Here is an 18,001-nt window from a genome sequence, read left to right as displayed (position 1 = left end):
CGCAAGGTAAGGGAATGGCAAAAATCATTGTGGTGACTTCGGGCAAGGGTGGCGTTGGCAAAACGACCACGAGCGCGAGTTTCGCATCGGGCCTCGCGTTGCGTGGCCACAAAACCGCTGTTATCGACTTCGACGTCGGTCTGCGCAATCTCGACCTCATCATGGGTTGCGAGCGCCGCGTCGTGTACGATCTGATCAACGTCATCCAGGGCGAGGCCAACCTCAACCAGGCGCTGATCAAGGACAAGAAGTGCGAGAACCTTCACATCCTGCCGGCCTCGCAGACGCGCGACAAAGACGCGCTGACGAAGGAAGGCGTGGAGAAGGTGATCGAAGATCTGCGCAAGATGGACTTCGAGTACATCGTCTGCGATTCGCCCGCAGGGATCGAATCGGGCGCGATGCTGGCGATGCACTTCGCCGACGAAGCGCTGATCGTGACGAATCCGGAAGTGTCGTCGGTGCGTGACTCGGATCGCATCCTCGGCATGCTGTCGTCGAAGACCAAACGTGCGATCGACGGCAAGGAACCGATCAAGGAACACCTGCTCATCACGCGCTATAGCCCGAAACGCGTCAACGAAGGCGAAATGCTTTCGCTCGCGGATATCTCGGAAATCCTGCGCATTGAGCTGATCGGCGTGATTCCTGAATCGGAGGCCGTGCTGCACGCATCCAACCAGGGCCTGCCCGCCGTTCATCTGGACGGCACCGACGTCGCGGAAGCCTACAAGGACGTCGTCGCGCGCTTTCTTGGCGAAGACAAGGCGCTTCGCTTCACCGATTACCAGAAGCCGGGGCTCCTGCAGCGCCTGTTCGGTAGCAAGTAAGGGAGGCGCACGTCATGTCGTTTCTTTCGTTTTTTCTCGGCGAGAAGAAGAAGTCCGCCTCGGTAGCGAAGGAACGCCTGCAGCTCATCATCGCTCACGAGCGCGCAGGCGGCCATCCGCCCGCCGATTACCTGCCGGCCCTGCAACGCGAACTTGTCGCCGTGATCTCGAAGTACGTGAAGATCTCCGATGAAGACATCCGCGTGAGCCTGGAACGCCAGGACGACCTCGAAGTGCTCGAGGTCAAGATCGAGATTCCGCAGGCCTGACCTGCGCGGAGAGTGCGGCGCATTCGTGTGCCGCACTCATCTCGATATTGCTGCGCGACCATCTTTCGCGCGCTTTCAGCACGCCCCGCGCAGCATTCCTTACCTTACCGAAATATTCAGTTTCACTTCACCCGCTGCGGTTACACGGCCGCTGTCAGCGCAGTCGCACGCTCGCGCATTGATCGGGTAACGCCACTCATGGCGTCCAACTCGAAGGGTGATCAACATGAATAACTCCATCCGCCTGCTTATCGCCAAGGCCGCAATCGTCGCTGCGGGGACTTGCGCTGTCGCTGCGCCCGCATTCGCTGAAATCGTCGTCGTCGAGCCGAGCGCACCGCCGCCCGCCGAGCGTATCGAAGTCGTGCCCGCGCCGCGCGTCGGCTATGTCTGGGACAAGGGCCACTGGCGCTGGGATCATGGCCGCTATGTCTGGATCGCTGGCCACTGGCAAGCCGAGCGCGTGGGCTATCACTGGGTGCCGGGCCACTGGATCGCACACGGTCCGAACTGGCGCTGGGTCGAAGGTCACTGGGCCGCTTGATAGCTCGCGGTACACCGCTTGATATCGCTTGATTGGCCACTGGTTCTATCGGCAAGGAGAAACACCATGAGCAGAAAACTGCTCGCTGTGGCGGCGCTCGCCATCGTGCTGGCGGGTTGCGTCGTCGTCCCCGCGCGGCCGATGTATGTGCGAGCCGCGCCCGTTGTGATTTATTGAGGTTGGTTGGCGGCTCGCTGGCGTAGATCGGCATGCCGCGCCAGGCCCGGCGTGCGTCAGTGTTCGAGCGATCGAGCGCTGATGTGCCGCCGGGTTTTTTTTGTTTTTGCACGCTGCGACGCCCGTCCAGCACGGCGGGTCCATGATTCCTGCAAAGCGGGGTCCGATGAAATCCGCAAACGTTCGCAGATTTCGCCTGTTGCGAACGGCTCCGTCCGATAGAATCTCGGAAAAAATGCCGGCAAATCATCGAAATCGGACCTCAACGTCCGCAGCACAATGAAACGAGTTTTGATAGTCAAGGTGACCTCGCTTGGCGACGTCGTCGAGGCCCTTCCCGTAGTCGCCGATGTTCAGCGCAAATTCCCCGGCGTGAAGGTCGATTGGGCCGTAGACGACGCCTTCGCGGAGATCGTGCACTGGAACGCGGGCATTGACCGCGTGCTGTGCGCGCCGCTGCGCCGCTTCAAGAAGGCGCGCCGCTGGAGCGACTTCAAGGCGATCTGGGACTCGATCGCGGAACTGCGCGCCGAGCGCTACGACGCCATCATCGACATCCACGGTGTCTACAAGAGCGCGATCATCGCGTTTATCGCGCGCGGCAAGCGCCGCTTTGGCTATCTCGCGCAGGATCTCGGCGAGCAGGGCGCGGCGTTTGCCTATAACGGCCGCTTCGGTCCGCGCCCCAAATGCGATGCGTGGCTCGGCATGCGTATCAGCACGGGCGAGGCGCTCGGCTATAGCATCGATACACCGCCCGACTTCCAGATGCGCATTCCGCGCGACGGCAATGCGCTGCCCGCGCCCGATGCGCCCACCGCGCTGATCTTCCACGCCACGTCGAAGGAAGAGAAGAAGTGGCCGGTCGCTCACTGGGGCGAGCTGTGCAACGAACTCGTCAAACGCGGCCTGCGCATCGAATTGCCGTGGGGCTCCGACGCCGAGCACGCGACGGCGAAGGAAATCGCGGCGCTGGTGCCGGGCGCGGTGATCCTGCCGCGTCTCACGGTCACCCAGGTGGCGCAGCGTATCGAGGACAGTGCGCTGGTGGTCGGCACGGACACGGGCTTCGTGCATCTGGGCCACGCGCTGCTCAAGCCCACGGTGATGATTTTCATCGCCACGAATGCCGAACACCTGGGCGTACGCGCACCGGATCGCTCGATTTCGATCGGCGACGGTCATCATGTGCCGCCGGTTGCGGTAGCGCTCGACGCAGTCGATCGCGTTTATCCCGCACGTACCGGCGACGCATCGAAAGGAGCGGCTGTGACGGCCGCCTGAAGTTCGCGCGTCTGGTGCGAATCGATGCAAACGGCCCGCTCGTCTCATGCAGACGCGCGGGCCGTTTTCATTGAAGCAGCGCTCATGGCGCAGCTATCGTTAATTACCAACTTGTTAAAAGTGTCGCCGTTGCGTGCACTATGCGGCGTGTATCGCACGTGGCTGTGCGCAGGCGCGTGCGGCCTGTAACACGGGCCACACCGCTACTTACAAATTGCAACGCCTGGCGGATTCGCCGTCGTGTTCAATCACAACTGTCCACTGCGCGCCATGCGAGGCACGGCAAGCAAGGCACCAGACATTGACTCGATGGGAGAACGAAGTGAAACGATTGACGCTTACCCTGATTGTGGGTGCAGTATTCGCAGCGTCGCTGGCCGGCTGCATCGTCGTGCCGCCGGGCGGTGGCTACCACGGCGGCGGTTACTACCACGGCTACTGATATCGATGCACGCTTCGCTGCGCGCGGCGACGCATGGGAGGCGCACCACGCTGCGTCACGCGAGCAGCATCTCGACAGCGACGACCGCCGCAACGGCGGCGGCGTTGGCGACCAGCGCTTCGATCACCACCGCGCGCCACGTGGCCGTACGCAGCCGGAAGGCAAGGAGCAGGGAAATGCCCAGCGCGAGGGCAACCATCAGGACGACATCGGCATTGCTCAGATGCAGGTTCATCGTCGGCCTCCCGTGTGCGGTTACGCGGACCTCGTTGATTCGAGTATAGCCACGCCGCGTGCGTGTCCAAAGTGAACAAAAAAAGCGGAGTCCGGTTTCTCGGACTCCGCTTTTTTGCTTGCTACGCGGGAAAGACTGCGACGAAATCAGGTCAGCGACGTATGACGCGTCTCGCGCATGCACAGCACGCCGACCAGGCTCACGCAGGCCGCGATCGACACATACGCGCCCACCCACGAGAGCCCGCCGCGCGCGGCCAGTTGCTGCGCGATATACGGCGCCACCGACGCGCCCAGGATGCCGCCCAGGTTGTACGCGACGCCCGCGCCCGTGTAGCGCACGCTGGTCGGGAACAGTTCGGGCAGCAGCGCGCCCATCGGGGCGAAGGTCGCGCCCATCAGGAACAGTTCGATCACGAGGAACAGCAGCACCAGCGGCAGCGAGCCGCTACCGAGCAGCGGCTGCATCGTGAAGCCCGAGAGAATCGCCAGAATGCAGCCGACGATCAGCACCGGCCTGCGGCCGAAGCGATCGGACAGCGCCGCGGAAATCGGCGTGGCGATCCCCATGAACACCACCGCGATGCACAGCATGCCGAGGAAGGTCGGACGCGCGATGTGCAGCGCCGTCACGCCGTGCGAGAGCGAGAACACCGTGGCGTTGTAGAATAGCGTGTAGCAGACCACCATGGCGAGCGCGCCGAGAATCGTCGGCCACCAGTAGCTGCCGAGCAGCGTCGCGACCGGCACCTTGACGCGTTCCTCGCGCTCGATGGCGGCCTTGAACGCGGGCGTTTCGGCGATCTTCAGACGCACATAGAGACCCAGCGCGACCAGCACCGCGGAAACGATGAACGGCACGCGCCAGCCCCAGTCACGAAACTGCTGGTCGGAGAGCGTCGAGGCCAGCCCGAAGAAAAGGCCATTCGAGGCGAGAAAACCCACCGACGGACCAAGCTGCGGAAACATGCCGAACCAGCCGCGCTTGCCCTGCGGCGCGTATTCGGTGGCGAGCAGCGCAGCGCCGCCCCATTCGCCGCCCAGCCCGATGCCCTGGCCGAAGCGCAGCACGCACAGCAGGATGGGCGCGAGGCTGCCGATCGAGTCGTAGCCCGGCACGAAGCCGATCAGCGTGGTGGAGACCCCCATCACGAGCAGCGAAGCCACCAGCGTCGATTTACGGCCGATACGGTCACCGAAGTGGCCGAACAGGAACGAGCCGATCGGCCGCGCGACGAAGGCGATGCCGAACGTCACGAACGCCGACAGCGCCTGCGCCGTGGCCGAGCCGTGCGGGAAGAACACCGGGCCGATCACGAGCGCGGCGGCGGTTGCGTACACATAGAAGTCGTAGAACTCGATCGCGGTGCCGATAAAGCTCGCGAAGATCACGCGTGCGGTGCTTTGCTGGCGGGCGGCATCGGGCTGATCGGCGCTCGCCGACGAAAGCGGTGAGGTGGACATCGAAGGGTCTCCAGTCATTGTGACGCGCGCTGGCGGGCCTGGGCTGCTGTCGGTCGATTGGCAGGCACGAGGCGCGGCGCGGGCGTCTTTGTTCAGGTCTCGAAGCGGCAGGGGGCGCGCAGCGCGGGCAGCGCCACGGCATGCGCGATTTCCTTGATCCGGCAACGATTCGTCAGTATGCATCGCACAGCGGCAACTGTGCGCGCGAAAGCGGGGACCGGCGCTCGCAAGCGCCGATAGGCGCAAAGCGGGCATGGAGCACGATCGGAGCGCGCTACGGCGCGGCGTGGGTGACGCGGCGCGCAGGCAGGGCCGGCGCGAAGCCGGCGGGGGATAGCGAAAAATTATAACGAGCGGGTGCGGCGCGCAGCAAGGCGAGCGCAAGCTGCGCCGACGGCGTTCGAAAGGCGCGCCGTCATGCGCAGTGGATCAATCGACGATCAATAGTCCCGCGCTTGCGGCGACGCCAGTGTGCGCAACTGGAACTTGCCATCGTCGTTGAACAGCCAGTCCTCGAACAACTCGATCTGGCCGACCGAGTTGAGCAGGCGCGGCGGCGGCGCGGGCAGCGGTTGCGCATGGCGCAGCGTGGCGAGCGCGGTGGTTTCGGCGTCGTCGTCGCCATTGGTGCGATAGACCGACGACTTCACGACCTGACCGTCGCGGTTGACCGTAAACGACACCACCACCAGCGAGCGCAACATCGCTTGAGGCGTGCCGCGCAGCACGTAGGACGGATTCCGATCGACGATGCGCTTGGCGATCTGCGCGCGATAGTCGTCCAGTGTCGTGCTGTTGATGGCCTGCGGCGGAATGACGAGTAACGGTCGAGGCGGTGGCGTGATCGTGCAGGCGCTTGCGAACGCAAGCATCAGCGCCGGGCCGAGACGGCGGAGAGCGGCTGCGCTCACGGCTACAAGGCCGCTGCGCGTACGAACGCGGATGAGCATGGCGAGCAGGCTCGAAGGCGAGACAGATTCGAGCTTAGTCCAAACGCGAGGGGAATCAATCCGCAGTCACCCGCGCCGTAAGGGCAGGTAAGGAACGACGGCGTATGTGATGAAGGAAGAGGCGGAGGTGTCGCGAGGCGTCGCGCACAAGAGGCGACGCTGCGTTGCTCAGTAGCTTGCCGAGCGGCTTATGCGTGACGCTTATTCAACCGGAAATTGTGCGCAGGGATCGGCCACCACAGTCGAGCAGGCGTACGAATACTCACCGCTCTTCAGGAACAGTTCCTTGCCAACCTGGACGTTTTCGCGCAGATCGGGCGAGGTTTCCCACGCGATGTAGCTCGAGCACGTCACGGCAAACATGACGACGATCGAAAAAGCAAACTTTTCAAGCAGTTGGTAACGGTGCGGCATGGCGGTTGATCCCATCGAAGGTTGGGATTTTACCGCAATACTAGGGTTTTCACCTAGCCAAATGCCGAAGAGCAGGCACGGCATATAAACGAAAAATATGCACGCGACCCTTAAATTTTACATTTGCTTACCGATAACTCGTGCGGAGACCCGCAATCAACAACGCGGTAATACTCCTCAAATATTCGTAATGCATTTACTTTAAATCGGGGGAAGTTGTGAAGAAGATCGCTTTGTGCGCTGTCATTCTGGCTTTGGCGGGCTGCGCCGGCACCGGCAACGACAGCCTGCGCTCGGAGACCGAAGAAACCGTCTCGACGAAGGTCGTCGAGGGCAAAACGACCAAGGATCAGGTTCGCGAAATGTTCGGTTCGCCGGCCAAGACCGAATTCACCGACGGCGGCCTTGAAATCTGGCGCTACGAGTTCGCGAAGATGCACGGCGATGCCGTCAACTACATTCCGGTCGTGAATCTGTTCGGCTCGAGCGCGAGCGGCAAGAAGAAGGAACTCGTCGTGATGTTCGATCAGAAGAACATCGTGAAGCGCTACTCGATGAGCGTGTCGGACGTCTCGCAGAAGACGGGCGTGTTTAACCAGTAAGGCTTCAGATGCAGGTCGCCAGCGGGTTTCGCTGAAGGTTGCGAAACTCGTTGGTGGCTGTGGTGATGGTTGGCCTCACGCGCGTGGAGGCGAGTGCCATCAGGCAGCAATTACGTTCGGGGAAGATAGCGGGCCAGGCCGCGAGAGAGACCGCTTAGGTCGGCGCAGATGGGTCGGCGTTGACCCATGCGTGAATCTGGCGGAGGCGGTGAGATTCGAACTCACGGAAGGATTACTCCTTCGCCGGTTTTCAAGACCGGTGCATTCAACCACTCTGCCACACCTCCGGAGGCGCGCATTGTAACCTGGAATGTGCGCACACCGGCAGCCCTGCCGATGGCGCAGATCAAATCCTTACACCGGGATCAGTGCCCGTCCTTCAAAAACAGCTCCTGCAGATCGTTCAGGAAGCGCTGGCCCAGCTCGGTCGGCACGATTTTCTCGTAGTCGCGCGCGATCAGCCCGCGCTTTTCCGCTTCCTGCAATTGCGGCTCGATGGTCGTGATCGGCAGGCCCGTGCGCTCCATGAAGCGATAAACCGGGAACCCTTCCACCAGACGCAGCGCATTGAGCATGAACTCGAACGGCAGATCCTTCGCGCTCACCTCGTGCTCTTCCTGGATCGGCTTGCCCGCGCGCGCTTCTTCGATGAAGGTGGCCGGATGCTTGTAGCGCATCTGGCGCACGATGCGGTTCGGGAACGACAGCTTGGTGTGCGCGCCCGCGCCGATGCCCAGGTAATCGCCAAAACGCCAGTAATTGAGGTTGTGGCGGCTCTGGCGCCCCGGCTGCGCGTAGGCGGAAACCTCGTAGCGCCCATAGCCGGCTTCGGCCGTGCGCGCGTGAATCCACTCCTGCATATCCGCCGACTGGTCGTCGTCGGGCAGCACGGGCGGGAACTTCGCGAACATCGTGTTGGGTTCGAGCGTGAGGTGGTAGAGCGACAGATGCGGCGGTGCGAACGCCAGCGCCGTTTCGATATCGGCCTGGCATTCGGCGAGCGTCTGCCTGGGCAGCGCGAACATCAGGTCGAGATTGAAATTGTCGAAGGTGTTGGCCGCGACTTCCACCGCATGGCGCGCCTGCGCCGCATCGTGAATACGGCCGAGCGCCTTCAGATGCGCCTCGTTGAAGCTCTGGATGCCGATCGACAGGCGATTGACGCCGCTCGCGCGAAACTGCGCGAACTTGTCGGCTTCAAAAGTACCGGGATTCGCTTCGAGCGTGATTTCCGCATCGGCGTCGAGCGGCAGCAGCGCGCGCACATCCGACAGCAGCCGGTCGAGCCCCTTCGCCGACAGCAAACTAGGCGTGCCTCCGCCGATGAAGATCGTGTGCACCTGGCGGCCCCACACGAGCGGCAAGGCTTGCTCGAGATCGGCGCGCAAGGCGTCGAGGTAATCGTCCTCGGGAAAGCGCTCGCCTTTCCATTCGTGCGAGTTGAAGTCGCAGTACGGGCACTTGCGCACGCACCACGGGAAATGCACGTAGAGCGAGAGCGGCGGCAGCGATGTCAGACTAATGCTGCCCGGCATCGTGAACGACTGCACGACGTCCAGACCGATCTTGTGCTGCTGGCTCACGCTTCCTCCTGGAGCCGTGCGAGCAGTTGCCGCAGGGCGATTGCGCGATGGCTCGACGCGTTCTTGAGTGCCGGATCGAGTTCGGCAGCGGTCGCTTCAAGGCCCGGCACGTAGAAGTACGGGTCGTAGCCGAAGCCATTGTCGCCGCGCGGCGAGTCGATCACGACGCCGTGCCAGCGGCCTTCCGCGATCAGCGGTTCGGGGTCGTCGGCGTGGCGCACCAGTGCGAGCACGCAGTAGTAGTACGCGCGCCGATCGGCGTGTTCCTGAAGATTCTGCACCAGCAAAGCGTTGTTCGCGGCGTCGCTCTTTTCGCCGCCCGCGAGTTGCGCGTAGCGCGCCGAATATACGCCCGGCGCGCCGCGCAGCGCGCTCACGCACAGGCCGGAGTCGTCGGCGATGGCGGGCAGGCCGGTGAGCTTCGAGGCGTGACGCGCCTTGGCCAGCGCGTTTTCGACGAAGGTGGCGTGCGGTTCTTCCGCTTCGGGCACGCCGAGCGTGCCCTGCGGCACGAGCTCGATCCCCGCGGCGTCGAGCAGCGCCGCGAATTCGCGCAGTTTGCCGGCGTTGTTCGACGCCAGCACGACGCGCCCGAGCGGGCGCGCGCCGTTATCTGCGATATCAGGCGTAGCAGCCATCAAACGATCTCCAGCGCGGCCTTCTGCATGCCGATCAGCGTGGCGATGCCGCCTTGCGCGAGATCCAGCAGCGCGTTGAGTTCGCTGCGCGAGAACGGTGCGCCTTCAGCGGTGCCCTGGACTTCGACCATGCCGCCCGAACCCGTCATCACGACGTTCATGTCGGTGTCGCACTGCGAATCTTCGGCGTAATCGAGGTCGAGCACCGGCAGGCCTTCGTAGACGCCCACCGAGATCGCCGCTACGTAGTCGGTGATGGGCGAGCGCTCGATCTTGCCGGCTGCCAGCAGCTTCGAAACCGCGTCGTGGGCCGCGACGAAGGCGCCCGTGATGCTTGCCGTGCGCGTGCCGCCATCGGCCTGCAGCACGTCGCAGTCGAGGTTGATGGTGCGTGCGCCCAGCGCTTCGAGATCGAACACCGCACGCATCGCGCGGCCGATCAGGCGCTGGATTTCCTGGGTGCGGCCCGTCTGCTTGCCGCGCGCGGCTTCGCGGTCGCTGCGCGTGTGGGTGGCGCGCGGCAGCATGCCGTATTCGGCGGTGAGCCAGCCCTGACCCTTATCGCGCAGGAACGGCGGCACGCTTTCGGACACGCTCGCGGTGCACAGCACCTTGGTATCGCCAAACTCGACGAGGACCGAACCTTCGGCGTGCTTGGTGAAATGGCGGGTGATGCGGACGTCGCGAAGCTGGTCGGCGGCGCGGCCGGAGGGGCGCAGAATGGTTTGGGTCATCGTGGGGTGTGCGCGAGGGCACGGGAAGGAGGGGGAAAACGCAATTTTACCGCCTTCGCGCGGTGGACGACGCGCGCGCCTGAGGGGGCGGATCCGGCGCAATGGCGGCACCGGCGGCCGCGCGGCCAAAAATGGGATAATACGGTTTCTCCGCCCCGCGTCATCGAGCGTCACAGACAGCACGCGTACACGCCGGGCGCCTCGAATCCCTTCGCCGTGACCGGCGCCTTTCAGGTGCGCCGCTGCGGCTTTATCGCGAGACGAACCATGATTTACAGCATGACCGGCTACGCCAGCGCCACGCGCGAACTGGTTGCGGCATCGGGCACGGGCGGCGCCAGTGTCTCCGTCGAATTGCGGACCGTGAACTCGCGCTTTCTCGACCTGAACTTCCGCATGCCCGAAGACGTGCGCGTCATCGAGCCGACGCTGCGCGAAATGCTGATGACGAAGCTCTCGCGCGGCAAGGTCGATATCCGCATCAACATCCAGCGCAGCGAGCAGGCCGCCAACGCAGGCGCGCTCAACCGCGATGCGCTCGAACAGCTCGCGGTGCTCGAACGCGCCGTGCTCGAAGCGTTTCCGGAATCGGGCCGTCTGCGCACCGGTGAAATCCTGCGCTGGCCGGGCGTGCTGGCGGAAAGCGGCGTCGCGCCCGAAGTGCTACGCGATGCGGTGCTCGGCTGCGGCAAGCAGGCGATTGTCGATCTGATCGACGTGCGTGGCCGTGAAGGCGCGCAGCTCGCCAACATGCTGCTTGCCAATGTCGCGGAGATGGAAGCGATCGTCACGAAGATCACGCCGCTCGTGCCGGACCTGATCGTCAAGCATCAGCAGAAGATCGTCGAGCGTCTGCAGGAAGCGCTCGGCATTGCCGCGCCGGATGCAGCGAACGGCAATATCGGCAACATTTCGCGCGAAGAAGTCGCCGAGCGCATTCGCCAGGAAGTGACGATGTACGGCATCCGCATCGACATCGCCGAAGAGCTTTCGCGCCTCACCGCGCATCTGAACGAAACGCGTCACGTGATCGAGAAGGGCGGGCGCGTGGGCAAGCGTCTGGACTTCATGATGCAGGAGTTGAACCGCGAAGCGAATACGCTCGGTTCGAAGGCGGCGGCGAAGGAACTTGCCGATGCGTCGATGACGCTCAAGCTGCTCATCGAACAGATGCGCGAGCAGGTGCAGAATCTCGAATAAGGACGCGCGTGTGTGTACGTGCACACACGGAGCGTCGGGTAACAAAAACGCAGCAAAATAAGCAGCAAAACAGGAAGCAACGAACATGACCGACCAGACCAGCGCACACGGTGCGCACAAGGCTGAAACGAAACCGCGCAATCCGTACGCGGGCGTTTATCCGGGCAATCTTTTCATGGTGGTCGCGCCCTCGGGCGCGGGCAAATCCACGCTCGTGAACGCGCTGCTCGCTGAAGACAGCGCGATCCGTCTGTCGATTTCGTACACGACGCGCGCGCCGCGCTCGAAAGAGCGTGATGGCGAGCACTATCACTTCACGACCGTCGACGATTTCCTTTCGCGCCACGCGGAAGGCGAGTTCCTCGAAAGCGCGGAAGTGCATGGCAACTACTACGCCACCTCGCGCGTGTGGATCGAAGACCAGATGAAGAAAGGGCACGACGTGCTGCTCGAAATCGACTGGCAAGGCGCGCAACAGGTGAAGAAGCAGTTCCGCAATGCGGTGGAGATTTTCATCCTGCCGCCGTCGCTCGATGCGCTCGCGGAACGCCTGAAAAAGCGTGGTGAAGACGAGCCCAACGTCATCACGCGACGCCTGCTCGCAGCCGGTAGCGAGATGGCTCACGCAAGCGAATCGGAATACGTCGTCATCAACGAAAACTTCGATACCGCGCTGCAGGAGCTGCGCAATATCGTGAGCGCTACGCGCATGCGCTTTGCTTCGCAATATGCGCGACACACCGAGCTCTTCGTCCAGCTCGGCATCCACCTGCCGCAGCCCGGCGCATCGGGCACATAAGGTAGAATAAGAACCTGCTGAGAATGAGAAGGAACCGACATGGCCCGCATCACCGTCGAAGATTGTCTGAAACAGATTCCGAACCGCTTTGAACTGGCGCTCGCTGCAACGTATCGCGCACGCCAGCTCGCACAAGGTCACACGCCGAAGATCGAAAGCCGCGACAAGCCGACCGTCGTCGCGCTGCGTGAGATCGCGTCTGGTCAGGTGGGTCTGGAAATGCTGAAAAAGGTGCCCGTTTAACGGCGCCTTGCAGTCCTCGTAGTAAGTCTTCGTTGTATCCGTAGTTGCCGTACCTGTTTTACCAGTCATGTAATTGGCGCTGTGCGCCGACCGTCAACGCCTGACCTGATACGGAGGGGAACATGAGCACGACGCCCTCGCCGGCCACCGAGGTGGACCAGGAAGCCGAGACCTCAAGCCCTGCGCGCAATTACATCGACGCGGTTCTCGAACAGTCGTTTCGCCATCTGTTCGGGCCAACCGCAACACCTGAGCAGCCCCGCAAACACGGGGTCGTCTCCATCGCCAATCTGACCGCTGCGCTTTCCGGTTACCTCACACCTGAGGAAATCAAGGAGATCAAGGCGGCGTTTCACTTCAGCGACGAAGCCCACCTCGGGCAATATCGTCAGAGTGGCGAACCCTACATTACGCATCCCGTCGCCGTCGCAGAAATCTGCGCCGGCTGGAAGCTCGACGCCCAGGCCATCCAGGCGGCGCTGCTTCATGACGTGATCGAAGACCAGGGCGTGACCAAGGCGGAAATCGCCGAGCGCTTCGGCGCCAAGGTCGCGGAACTAGTCGATGGCCTGTCGAAACTCGACAAGATGGAGTTTCGCAATCGCGAGGAAGCGCAGGCGGAAAACTTCCGCAAGATGCTGCTCGCGATGGCGCGCGACGTGCGCGTGATTCTCGTCAAGCTCGCCGACCGTCTGCACAACATGCGCACGCTCGGCGCGGTGCCGCCCGAAAAGCGCCGCCGTGTGGCGCGCGAGACGATCGACATCTACGCGCCGATCGCCCACCGCCTGGGTCTGAACAATACCTATCGCGAGCTGCAGGATCTCAGCTTCCAGAACTTCAACCCGAATCGCTACGCCACGCTCGAAAAAGCGGTCAAGGCGGCGCGCGGCAATCGCCGCGAAGTGGTTGGCAAGATTCTGGAGGCAGTGCAGCGCGCGATCGCCGACGCCAAGCTCGACGCCGAAGTCACCGGCCGCGAAAAAACCATCTACAGCATCTACAAGAAGATGCGCGACAAGCAGCTGTCGTTCTCGCAGGTGCTCGACGTTTATGGTTTTCGCGTGGTGGTGGAGTCGGCGCTCGAATGCTATACGTGCATCGGCGCGCTGCATGCGCTCTACAAGCCCGTGCCGGGCAAGTTCAAGGACTACATCGCCATTCCGAAGGTGAACGGCTATCAGTCCCTGCACACGACGCTCGTGGGTCCGTTTGGCGCGCCCATCGAGTTCCAGGTGCGCACGCGCAAGATGCACGAGATCGCCGAAGCGGGCGTGGCCGCGCACTGGCTCTACAAGAACGGCGGCGCCGATCTGAACGACGTGCAAAAGCGCGCGCATCAGTGGCTCAAGTCGCTGCTCGACATCCAGAGCGAGGCGGGCGACTCCAGCGAATTCCTCGAACACGTCAAGATCGACCTGTTCCCGGACGCGGTCTACGTCTTCACGCCGAAGGCGAAGATCATGGCGCTGCCGCGCGGCGCCACTGCGCTCGACTTTGCCTATTCGATCCACAGCGACCTGGGCAACCAGTGCGTCGCCGTGAAGATCAATAACGAACTCCTGCCGCTGCGCACCGAGCTCAAGAGCGGCGACATCGTCGAAGTCATCACCGCACCGTATTCCAAGCCGAATCCCGCGTGGCTCGGCTTTGTGCGTACCGGCAAGGCGCGCTCGGCGATTCGTCATTATCTGAAGACGATGCGTCTCACGGAGTCCGTGCAGCTGGGCGAACGACTCGTCGATCAGGCGCTCAAGGGCTACGGCTACCAGCTTTCGGAAGTCACGCCGGAAACGTGGGAAAAGCTGGTCCAGTGGACCGGCAACAAGAATCGCCAGGAAATCTTCGCGGATATTGGTCTGGGCCGGCGCGTCGCGGCGGTCATGGCCAAGCGTATCGAAGTGCTGATGAAGGGCCTCGACGCCGACGACGAAGAACACCACCACCCGCCGCGCGATCCGAACGCGCCGCAGGCGCCGCCCGTGGTCATCACGGGCACCGAGGGCATGTCGGTGCAACTGTCGGCATGCTGCCGGCCGATTCCGGGCGACGACATCATGGGTTATATCGGCATCGGTCTGGGGATGGCGATCCATACGACCGACTGCCGCGTGGCGCAGCGCATCCATCGCCGCGATCCGGGCCGCTGGATCGACGTGGCTTGGGCGCCGCAGCCAGGCCGTTTGTTCGATGTCGCCGTGAAGGTGCTGGTGAAGAACACCAAGGGCGTGTTCGCGCGCGTGGCCGCCGATATCACCTCGGCCGACGCGAACATCGTCCACATCGCCATGGACGACGACCTCGCGCAGGAGTCGAACATGTTGCGCTTCGTCATCCAGGTGAGCGACCGAGTGCACCTCGCGAACGTCATGCGCCGCGTGCGCACGAATCCGGACGTCATGCGCATCACGCGCGAGCGTCCGAGCGACGAAGGCCATCATCGCCACGACGGCGGCATGCGCATCGATCGCGAACGCGCCGATTACTGATTGCGGTTTCAAGCGGGCGGCTCTTATGGGCCGCCCGTGTCGTATCTGGCGACACAATCTCTCTGGCCCGACCTTATGCGGCCAACCCGGCGCTGTCTCAAAGCGCCCCTCGAACACTTTCCATCAGGAAACGAGGACAAGCCATGAACGTAGCTGATCTGACCGGTCTCGAACTCGATTACTGGGTGGCGCGCAGCCTGCCGGACTTCGTGCGCGAGATCTATTTCACCGATAGCGGCGAGACTGTCGCCGTGCGCGGCAACGACCGTGGCAAGCCCTGGGACGGGCGCTTTGAGCCGACCACGTCGTGGGACGCGGCGGGCGTCGTGCTGGATCGCGCCGTGCGTGTCGAGTTGCGCGAGCGGCGTGAGGGCGAGCCGGCCTTCTGTGCGGGCGAATTCATCGGCAGCCAGCACGCGGCCGAAGCTTATGGCGCGACGACGCGCGAGGCATTGCTGCGCGCTTTCGTGAAGAGCCGCTTCGGTGCGACGGTGGAGACGATGTTGCGGCAGCCTCAGGCGCTTATGGGCGCGCAGGCGGAACTCGCGGCGGAGCCAAGTGAGGTCGGCGACGTCGAGGACGTGCCACGGCCCGACGCGCAGATCGGCGATATCGGCTCGCCGCCGCGCTGAATCAATGAGAGAAGAGAAGGGCGTGCGAAAAAGCACGCCACAAAGACAAAGGGCCTTCCTGAATCAGGAAGGCCCTTCGAGAGGTGGCGCGGCTGGCAGGATTCGAACCCACGACCCCTTGGTTCGTAGCCAAGTACTCTATCCAACTGAGCTACAGCCGCACACAGAAAGGAGATTATAGCAAGGATTTCGGAAAATGGAAGCCCCTTATCGCGATTTGTTTGAAAGCGTGCTTCGTGTAACCTCAGGGGAGGGCCGCAGGGGTCTCGCCGGGATCTTGAAGACCTGCATGCAGTACTGGGCAACGCATCAGCATCACACGAGCAACGCAGTCAATCGAACCATCATGAACAAGGCCTTTGTCAAAGAATCGACCGACAACGACGACGACGATCTCGAGTCCGGTCATCCAGAAATTCCCGCGGGTGCGAAGAACTACATCACGCCCGCCGGCTACGAACGCATGCGCAGCGAGCTGCTGCATCTGATCGACGAGGAACGGCCTGAAGTCGTCAAGCTCGTCTCCTGGGCAGCCTCCAACGGCGACCGCTCGGAGAACGGCGATTACATCTACGGCAAGCGCAGGCTGCGCGAGATCGACCGGCGTATCCGCTTTCTCACCAAACGGCTTGACCTCGCCGAGGTGGTCGACAGCAGCCGTCAGGAGAGTGTGGATCAGGTGTTCTTCGGCGCGACCGTGGAATACGGCACCGAGGACGGCGAGGCGCATACGGTCACGATCGTGGGCGTTGACGAGGTCGACCTGGACGTCGGGCACGTGAGCTGGGTTTCGCCGATCGCGCGGGCGCTCATCAAGGCGAAGATCGGCGATCAGGTGACACTGTTCACGCCCGCGGGCCCGGAGCCGATCGATGTGCTCGACGTGCGTTATCCGGCGCCTTCCGCCTGAACGGCCGCTATACCGCTTGTGTTGAGACAGAAATGAAAAAAGCCGCCCGAGGGCGGCTTTTTAGCTGCACGGCTGGCCGCAAGGGCCAGCGAGGTGCATCTTAGAAGCGGTGACGCATACCAACCGTCACAGCGACCTGGTCTTGACGACCCGAAGCCGAGCTCAGACCGTTCAGGAACGCCGTCACGCCGCCGTCGTTCGACGACACGTGTTGCCAGTCGCCTTGCAGGTAGACGTCGGTGCGCTTCGACAGAGCGTAGTCCGATTGCAGAGCCACGGTGTGGAAGTTCGGGTTCACGCCGCCGCCGAAGTTCGAACGCGTGTACGTGTACGCGCCAGCCAGGCTGATTGCCGGCGTCAGAGCGTAGCGAACATTGCCTTCGAAGTTCTGGAAGCGAGCGCTGTTTGCGTTGAAGCCCACGCCGTTCGTCGTGCCCGATTGCGTCGGCGAGATGCCGATTGCCTGGCTCAGTTGCGTCTGCGTGTACACGAGGCCAGCCGTTGCCGGGCCGAACGTGTAGTTCACGCCGCCGCCGAACGTGCGTTGACGGCCTGCGCCGAACGTGTAGTCGCCGGCTTCCGCGCCCGAGAACGTCGCCGCGTTGAATTGCTGGTTGTTGACGTTGTTGTTCGTTTGCAGGTAACCAGCAGCAACGTTCAGGCCAGCGTAGTTGTACGATGCGCCGAAGCTGTATGCACGGTTGTTCGCGAATTCGGTGCTGTTCGAGAACGAGTACGTGCCGCCGAACTTGAAGCCAGCGTAGTTGATGCTGCTGTACTTGATCGTGTTGTTGAAACGGATCGAGTTGTTCAGGTTGTCGTTATCGAACGGGTGAGCAGCGATCGTGCCGCCGAATTGCGTACCCGTGTTCGACAGCGGTGCCAGGTAGTCGACGACGGAGTCGTACTGACGGCCGAGGGTCACAGCGCCGAACTGGTCGCTTGCGAGACCGACGAATGCTTGACGACCGAACAGACGGCTCTTCTGACCCATGTTGCCGTTGTCGATGTTGAAGCCGTTTTCCAACGTGAAGATAGCCTTCAGGCCGCCACCGAGGTCTTCAGCGCCACGCAGGCCGAAACGGCTGCCGTTGACGGTGCCGCTCGTTGCCTGGTAGGTAGCGTGGCCTTTTTGCGCGCTCGAGTAGGTGAGGCCGGCGTCGATCAGGCCGTACAGGGTAACGCTGCTCTGAGCGTGTGCAGCCGTTGCAAAAGCGCCCGCGAGGGCAGCGACCATGAGAGTCTTTTTCATCTTTGTAAACTCCGAGAACAGAGGTGGGTTTCGTCGAACCCTGTTTGGGAAACCGTCCACACGAATCGCAGCGAGAGGCAAAGCCCGCGTGGCGCGTTAAATCCGTCGCTGTCGGTTTCCGGACAGGCAGAGTGTAGAAGAGGGTCGCTGCAATCGAGGCATTCCGATTTGCGCAATAAAGTATTGTGAATTCCGGAATGATAATTGGGCCGGCTTCAAGCCTTACTGGTCGGGGCTTTCAGCGGATTTACGTAAGACCTTGGAAGAAGTGTCAACCGAATGGCGTTGTGCGATCGCTACAATAATCGATT

The 18,001-nt window shown here is 62.6% G+C and carries 19 protein-coding genes and 2 tRNA genes; 11 read left to right on the top strand and 10 right to left on the bottom strand.

All coding sequences use genetic code 11. From position 1 onward, the window contains the following. Nucleotides 1-14: 14 nt before the first annotated feature. From minD to waaC, 4 genes are all read left to right on the top strand, one after another. Nucleotides 15-830: a septum site-determining protein MinD gene (gene minD, locus VG320_RS30500; RefSeq protein ID WP_183720593.1), complete on the top strand. Its 816-nt coding sequence runs from the start codon at nt 15-17 to the stop codon at nt 828-830. A gap of 14 nt (nt 831-844) precedes the next feature. Next, nucleotides 845-1,099 carry a cell division topological specificity factor MinE gene (minE, locus tag VG320_RS30495; RefSeq protein WP_027795398.1) on the top strand — a complete coding sequence of 85 codons (255 nt, stop codon included), beginning with the start codon at nt 845-847 and terminating at the stop codon, nt 1,097-1,099. Between the two features lie 226 nt (nt 1,100-1,325). Continuing rightward, on the top strand, nt 1,326-1,643 hold the full coding sequence (locus tag VG320_RS30490) for a YXWGXW repeat-containing protein (RefSeq protein ID WP_327203793.1): 318 nt from the start codon (nt 1,326-1,328) through the stop codon (nt 1,641-1,643). A gap of 456 nt (nt 1,644-2,099) precedes the next feature. Further along, nucleotides 2,100-3,104, top strand: coding sequence for a lipopolysaccharide heptosyltransferase I (gene waaC / locus VG320_RS30485; RefSeq protein WP_327203792.1), 1,005 nt, complete (start codon nt 2,100-2,102; stop codon nt 3,102-3,104). Between the two features lie 497 nt (nt 3,105-3,601). Here waaC and VG320_RS30480 read toward each other — a convergent pair whose 3' ends face one another. The 4 genes from VG320_RS30480 to VG320_RS30465 form a co-directional block, all read right to left on the bottom strand. Then, entirely contained in the window at nt 3,602-3,781 is a 180-nt protein-coding gene (locus VG320_RS30480) for a hypothetical protein (protein ID WP_327203791.1), read from the bottom strand. Between the two features lie 146 nt (nt 3,782-3,927). Next, nucleotides 3,928-5,244 carry an MFS transporter gene (locus VG320_RS30475; RefSeq protein ID WP_327203790.1) on the bottom strand — a complete coding sequence of 439 codons (1,317 nt, stop codon included), beginning with the start codon at nt 5,242-5,244 and terminating at the stop codon, nt 3,928-3,930. Between the two features lie 440 nt (nt 5,245-5,684). Then, entirely contained in the window at nt 5,685-6,116 is a 432-nt protein-coding gene (locus VG320_RS30470) for an energy transducer TonB (RefSeq protein WP_327203818.1), read from the bottom strand. 279 nt (nt 6,117-6,395) lie between these two features. Then, complete coding sequence (locus VG320_RS30465; RefSeq protein WP_327203789.1) at nt 6,396-6,608, bottom strand: hypothetical protein; 213 nt, start codon at nt 6,606-6,608, stop codon at nt 6,396-6,398. Nucleotides 6,609-6,841: 233 nt separating this feature from the next. Here VG320_RS30465 and VG320_RS30460 point away from each other — a divergent pair, with 233 nt between their 5' ends. Continuing rightward, nucleotides 6,842-7,210, top strand: a complete 369-nt coding sequence (locus VG320_RS30460) for a hypothetical protein (RefSeq protein ID WP_327203788.1) — start codon at nt 6,842-6,844, stop codon at nt 7,208-7,210. Between the two features lie 197 nt (nt 7,211-7,407). On the opposite strand, the gene VG320_RS30455 is transcribed toward VG320_RS30460, so the two are convergent. The 4 genes from VG320_RS30455 to rph form a co-directional block, all read right to left on the bottom strand. Beyond that, nucleotides 7,408-7,497, bottom strand: a tRNA-Ser gene (locus VG320_RS30455). 78 nt (nt 7,498-7,575) lie between these two features. Continuing rightward, complete coding sequence (gene hemW / locus VG320_RS30450; RefSeq protein WP_414696172.1) at nt 7,576-8,745, bottom strand: radical SAM family heme chaperone HemW; 1,170 nt, start codon at nt 8,743-8,745, stop codon at nt 7,576-7,578. 44 nt (nt 8,746-8,789) lie between these two features. Next, nucleotides 8,790-9,431, bottom strand: a complete 642-nt coding sequence (gene rdgB, locus VG320_RS30445; protein WP_327203786.1) for an RdgB/HAM1 family non-canonical purine NTP pyrophosphatase — start codon at nt 9,429-9,431, stop codon at nt 8,790-8,792. Continuing rightward, nucleotides 9,431-10,165 carry a ribonuclease PH gene (rph, locus tag VG320_RS30440; protein ID WP_327203785.1) on the bottom strand — a complete coding sequence of 245 codons (735 nt, stop codon included), beginning with the start codon at nt 10,163-10,165 and terminating at the stop codon, nt 9,431-9,433. The genes rdgB and rph overlap by 1 nt, the downstream gene beginning before the upstream one ends. Nucleotides 10,166-10,432: 267 nt before the next feature. On the opposite strand from rph, the gene VG320_RS30435 reads away from it, so the two are divergent. The 5 genes from VG320_RS30435 (at nt 10,433) to VG320_RS30415 (ending at nt 15,528) form a co-directional block, all read left to right on the top strand. Then, nucleotides 10,433-11,365: a YicC/YloC family endoribonuclease gene (locus tag VG320_RS30435; RefSeq protein WP_327203784.1), complete on the top strand. Its 933-nt coding sequence runs from the start codon at nt 10,433-10,435 to the stop codon at nt 11,363-11,365. Between the two features lie 85 nt (nt 11,366-11,450). After that, a complete protein-coding gene (gmk, locus tag VG320_RS30430) occupies nt 11,451-12,164 on the top strand; it encodes a guanylate kinase (protein ID WP_327203783.1) in 714 nt (237 codons plus the stop codon). Between the two features lie 39 nt (nt 12,165-12,203). After that, nucleotides 12,204-12,407 (top strand): DNA-directed RNA polymerase subunit omega, encoded by a 204-nt coding sequence (gene rpoZ, locus VG320_RS30425; RefSeq protein ID WP_027817423.1) that lies wholly within the window; start codon nt 12,204-12,206, stop codon nt 12,405-12,407. Between the two features lie 122 nt (nt 12,408-12,529). Next, nucleotides 12,530-14,896, top strand: coding sequence for a RelA/SpoT family protein (locus tag VG320_RS30420; protein WP_103706522.1), 2,367 nt, complete (start codon nt 12,530-12,532; stop codon nt 14,894-14,896). A gap of 143 nt (nt 14,897-15,039) precedes the next feature. Further along, nucleotides 15,040-15,528, top strand: coding sequence for a phage protein NinX family protein (locus tag VG320_RS30415; RefSeq protein ID WP_327203782.1), 489 nt, complete (start codon nt 15,040-15,042; stop codon nt 15,526-15,528). 84 nt (nt 15,529-15,612) lie between these two features. Here VG320_RS30415 and VG320_RS30410 read toward each other — a convergent pair. Next, a tRNA-Arg gene (locus VG320_RS30410) sits at nt 15,613-15,689 on the bottom strand. A gap of 185 nt (nt 15,690-15,874) precedes the next feature. Between VG320_RS30410 and greB the strand changes: the two genes are divergently transcribed. Next, nucleotides 15,875-16,438: a transcription elongation factor GreB gene (greB, locus tag VG320_RS30405; RefSeq protein WP_327203817.1), complete on the top strand. Its 564-nt coding sequence runs from the start codon at nt 15,875-15,877 to the stop codon at nt 16,436-16,438. 100 nt (nt 16,439-16,538) lie between these two features. Here the strand turns inward: greB and VG320_RS30400 are convergent, their stop codons facing one another. Next, entirely contained in the window at nt 16,539-17,690 is a 1,152-nt protein-coding gene (locus tag VG320_RS30400) for a porin (protein ID WP_327203781.1), read from the bottom strand. Nucleotides 17,691-18,001: the final 311 nt, after the last annotated feature.

The organism is Paraburkholderia sp. (assembly GCF_035948235.1).
In the GTDB taxonomy this organism is placed as follows: Bacteria; Pseudomonadota; Gammaproteobacteria; order Burkholderiales; family Burkholderiaceae; genus Paraburkholderia.
The sequence above is the reverse complement of the archived record's forward strand: the minus strand, read 5'-3'. Positions and strand labels throughout refer to the sequence as shown.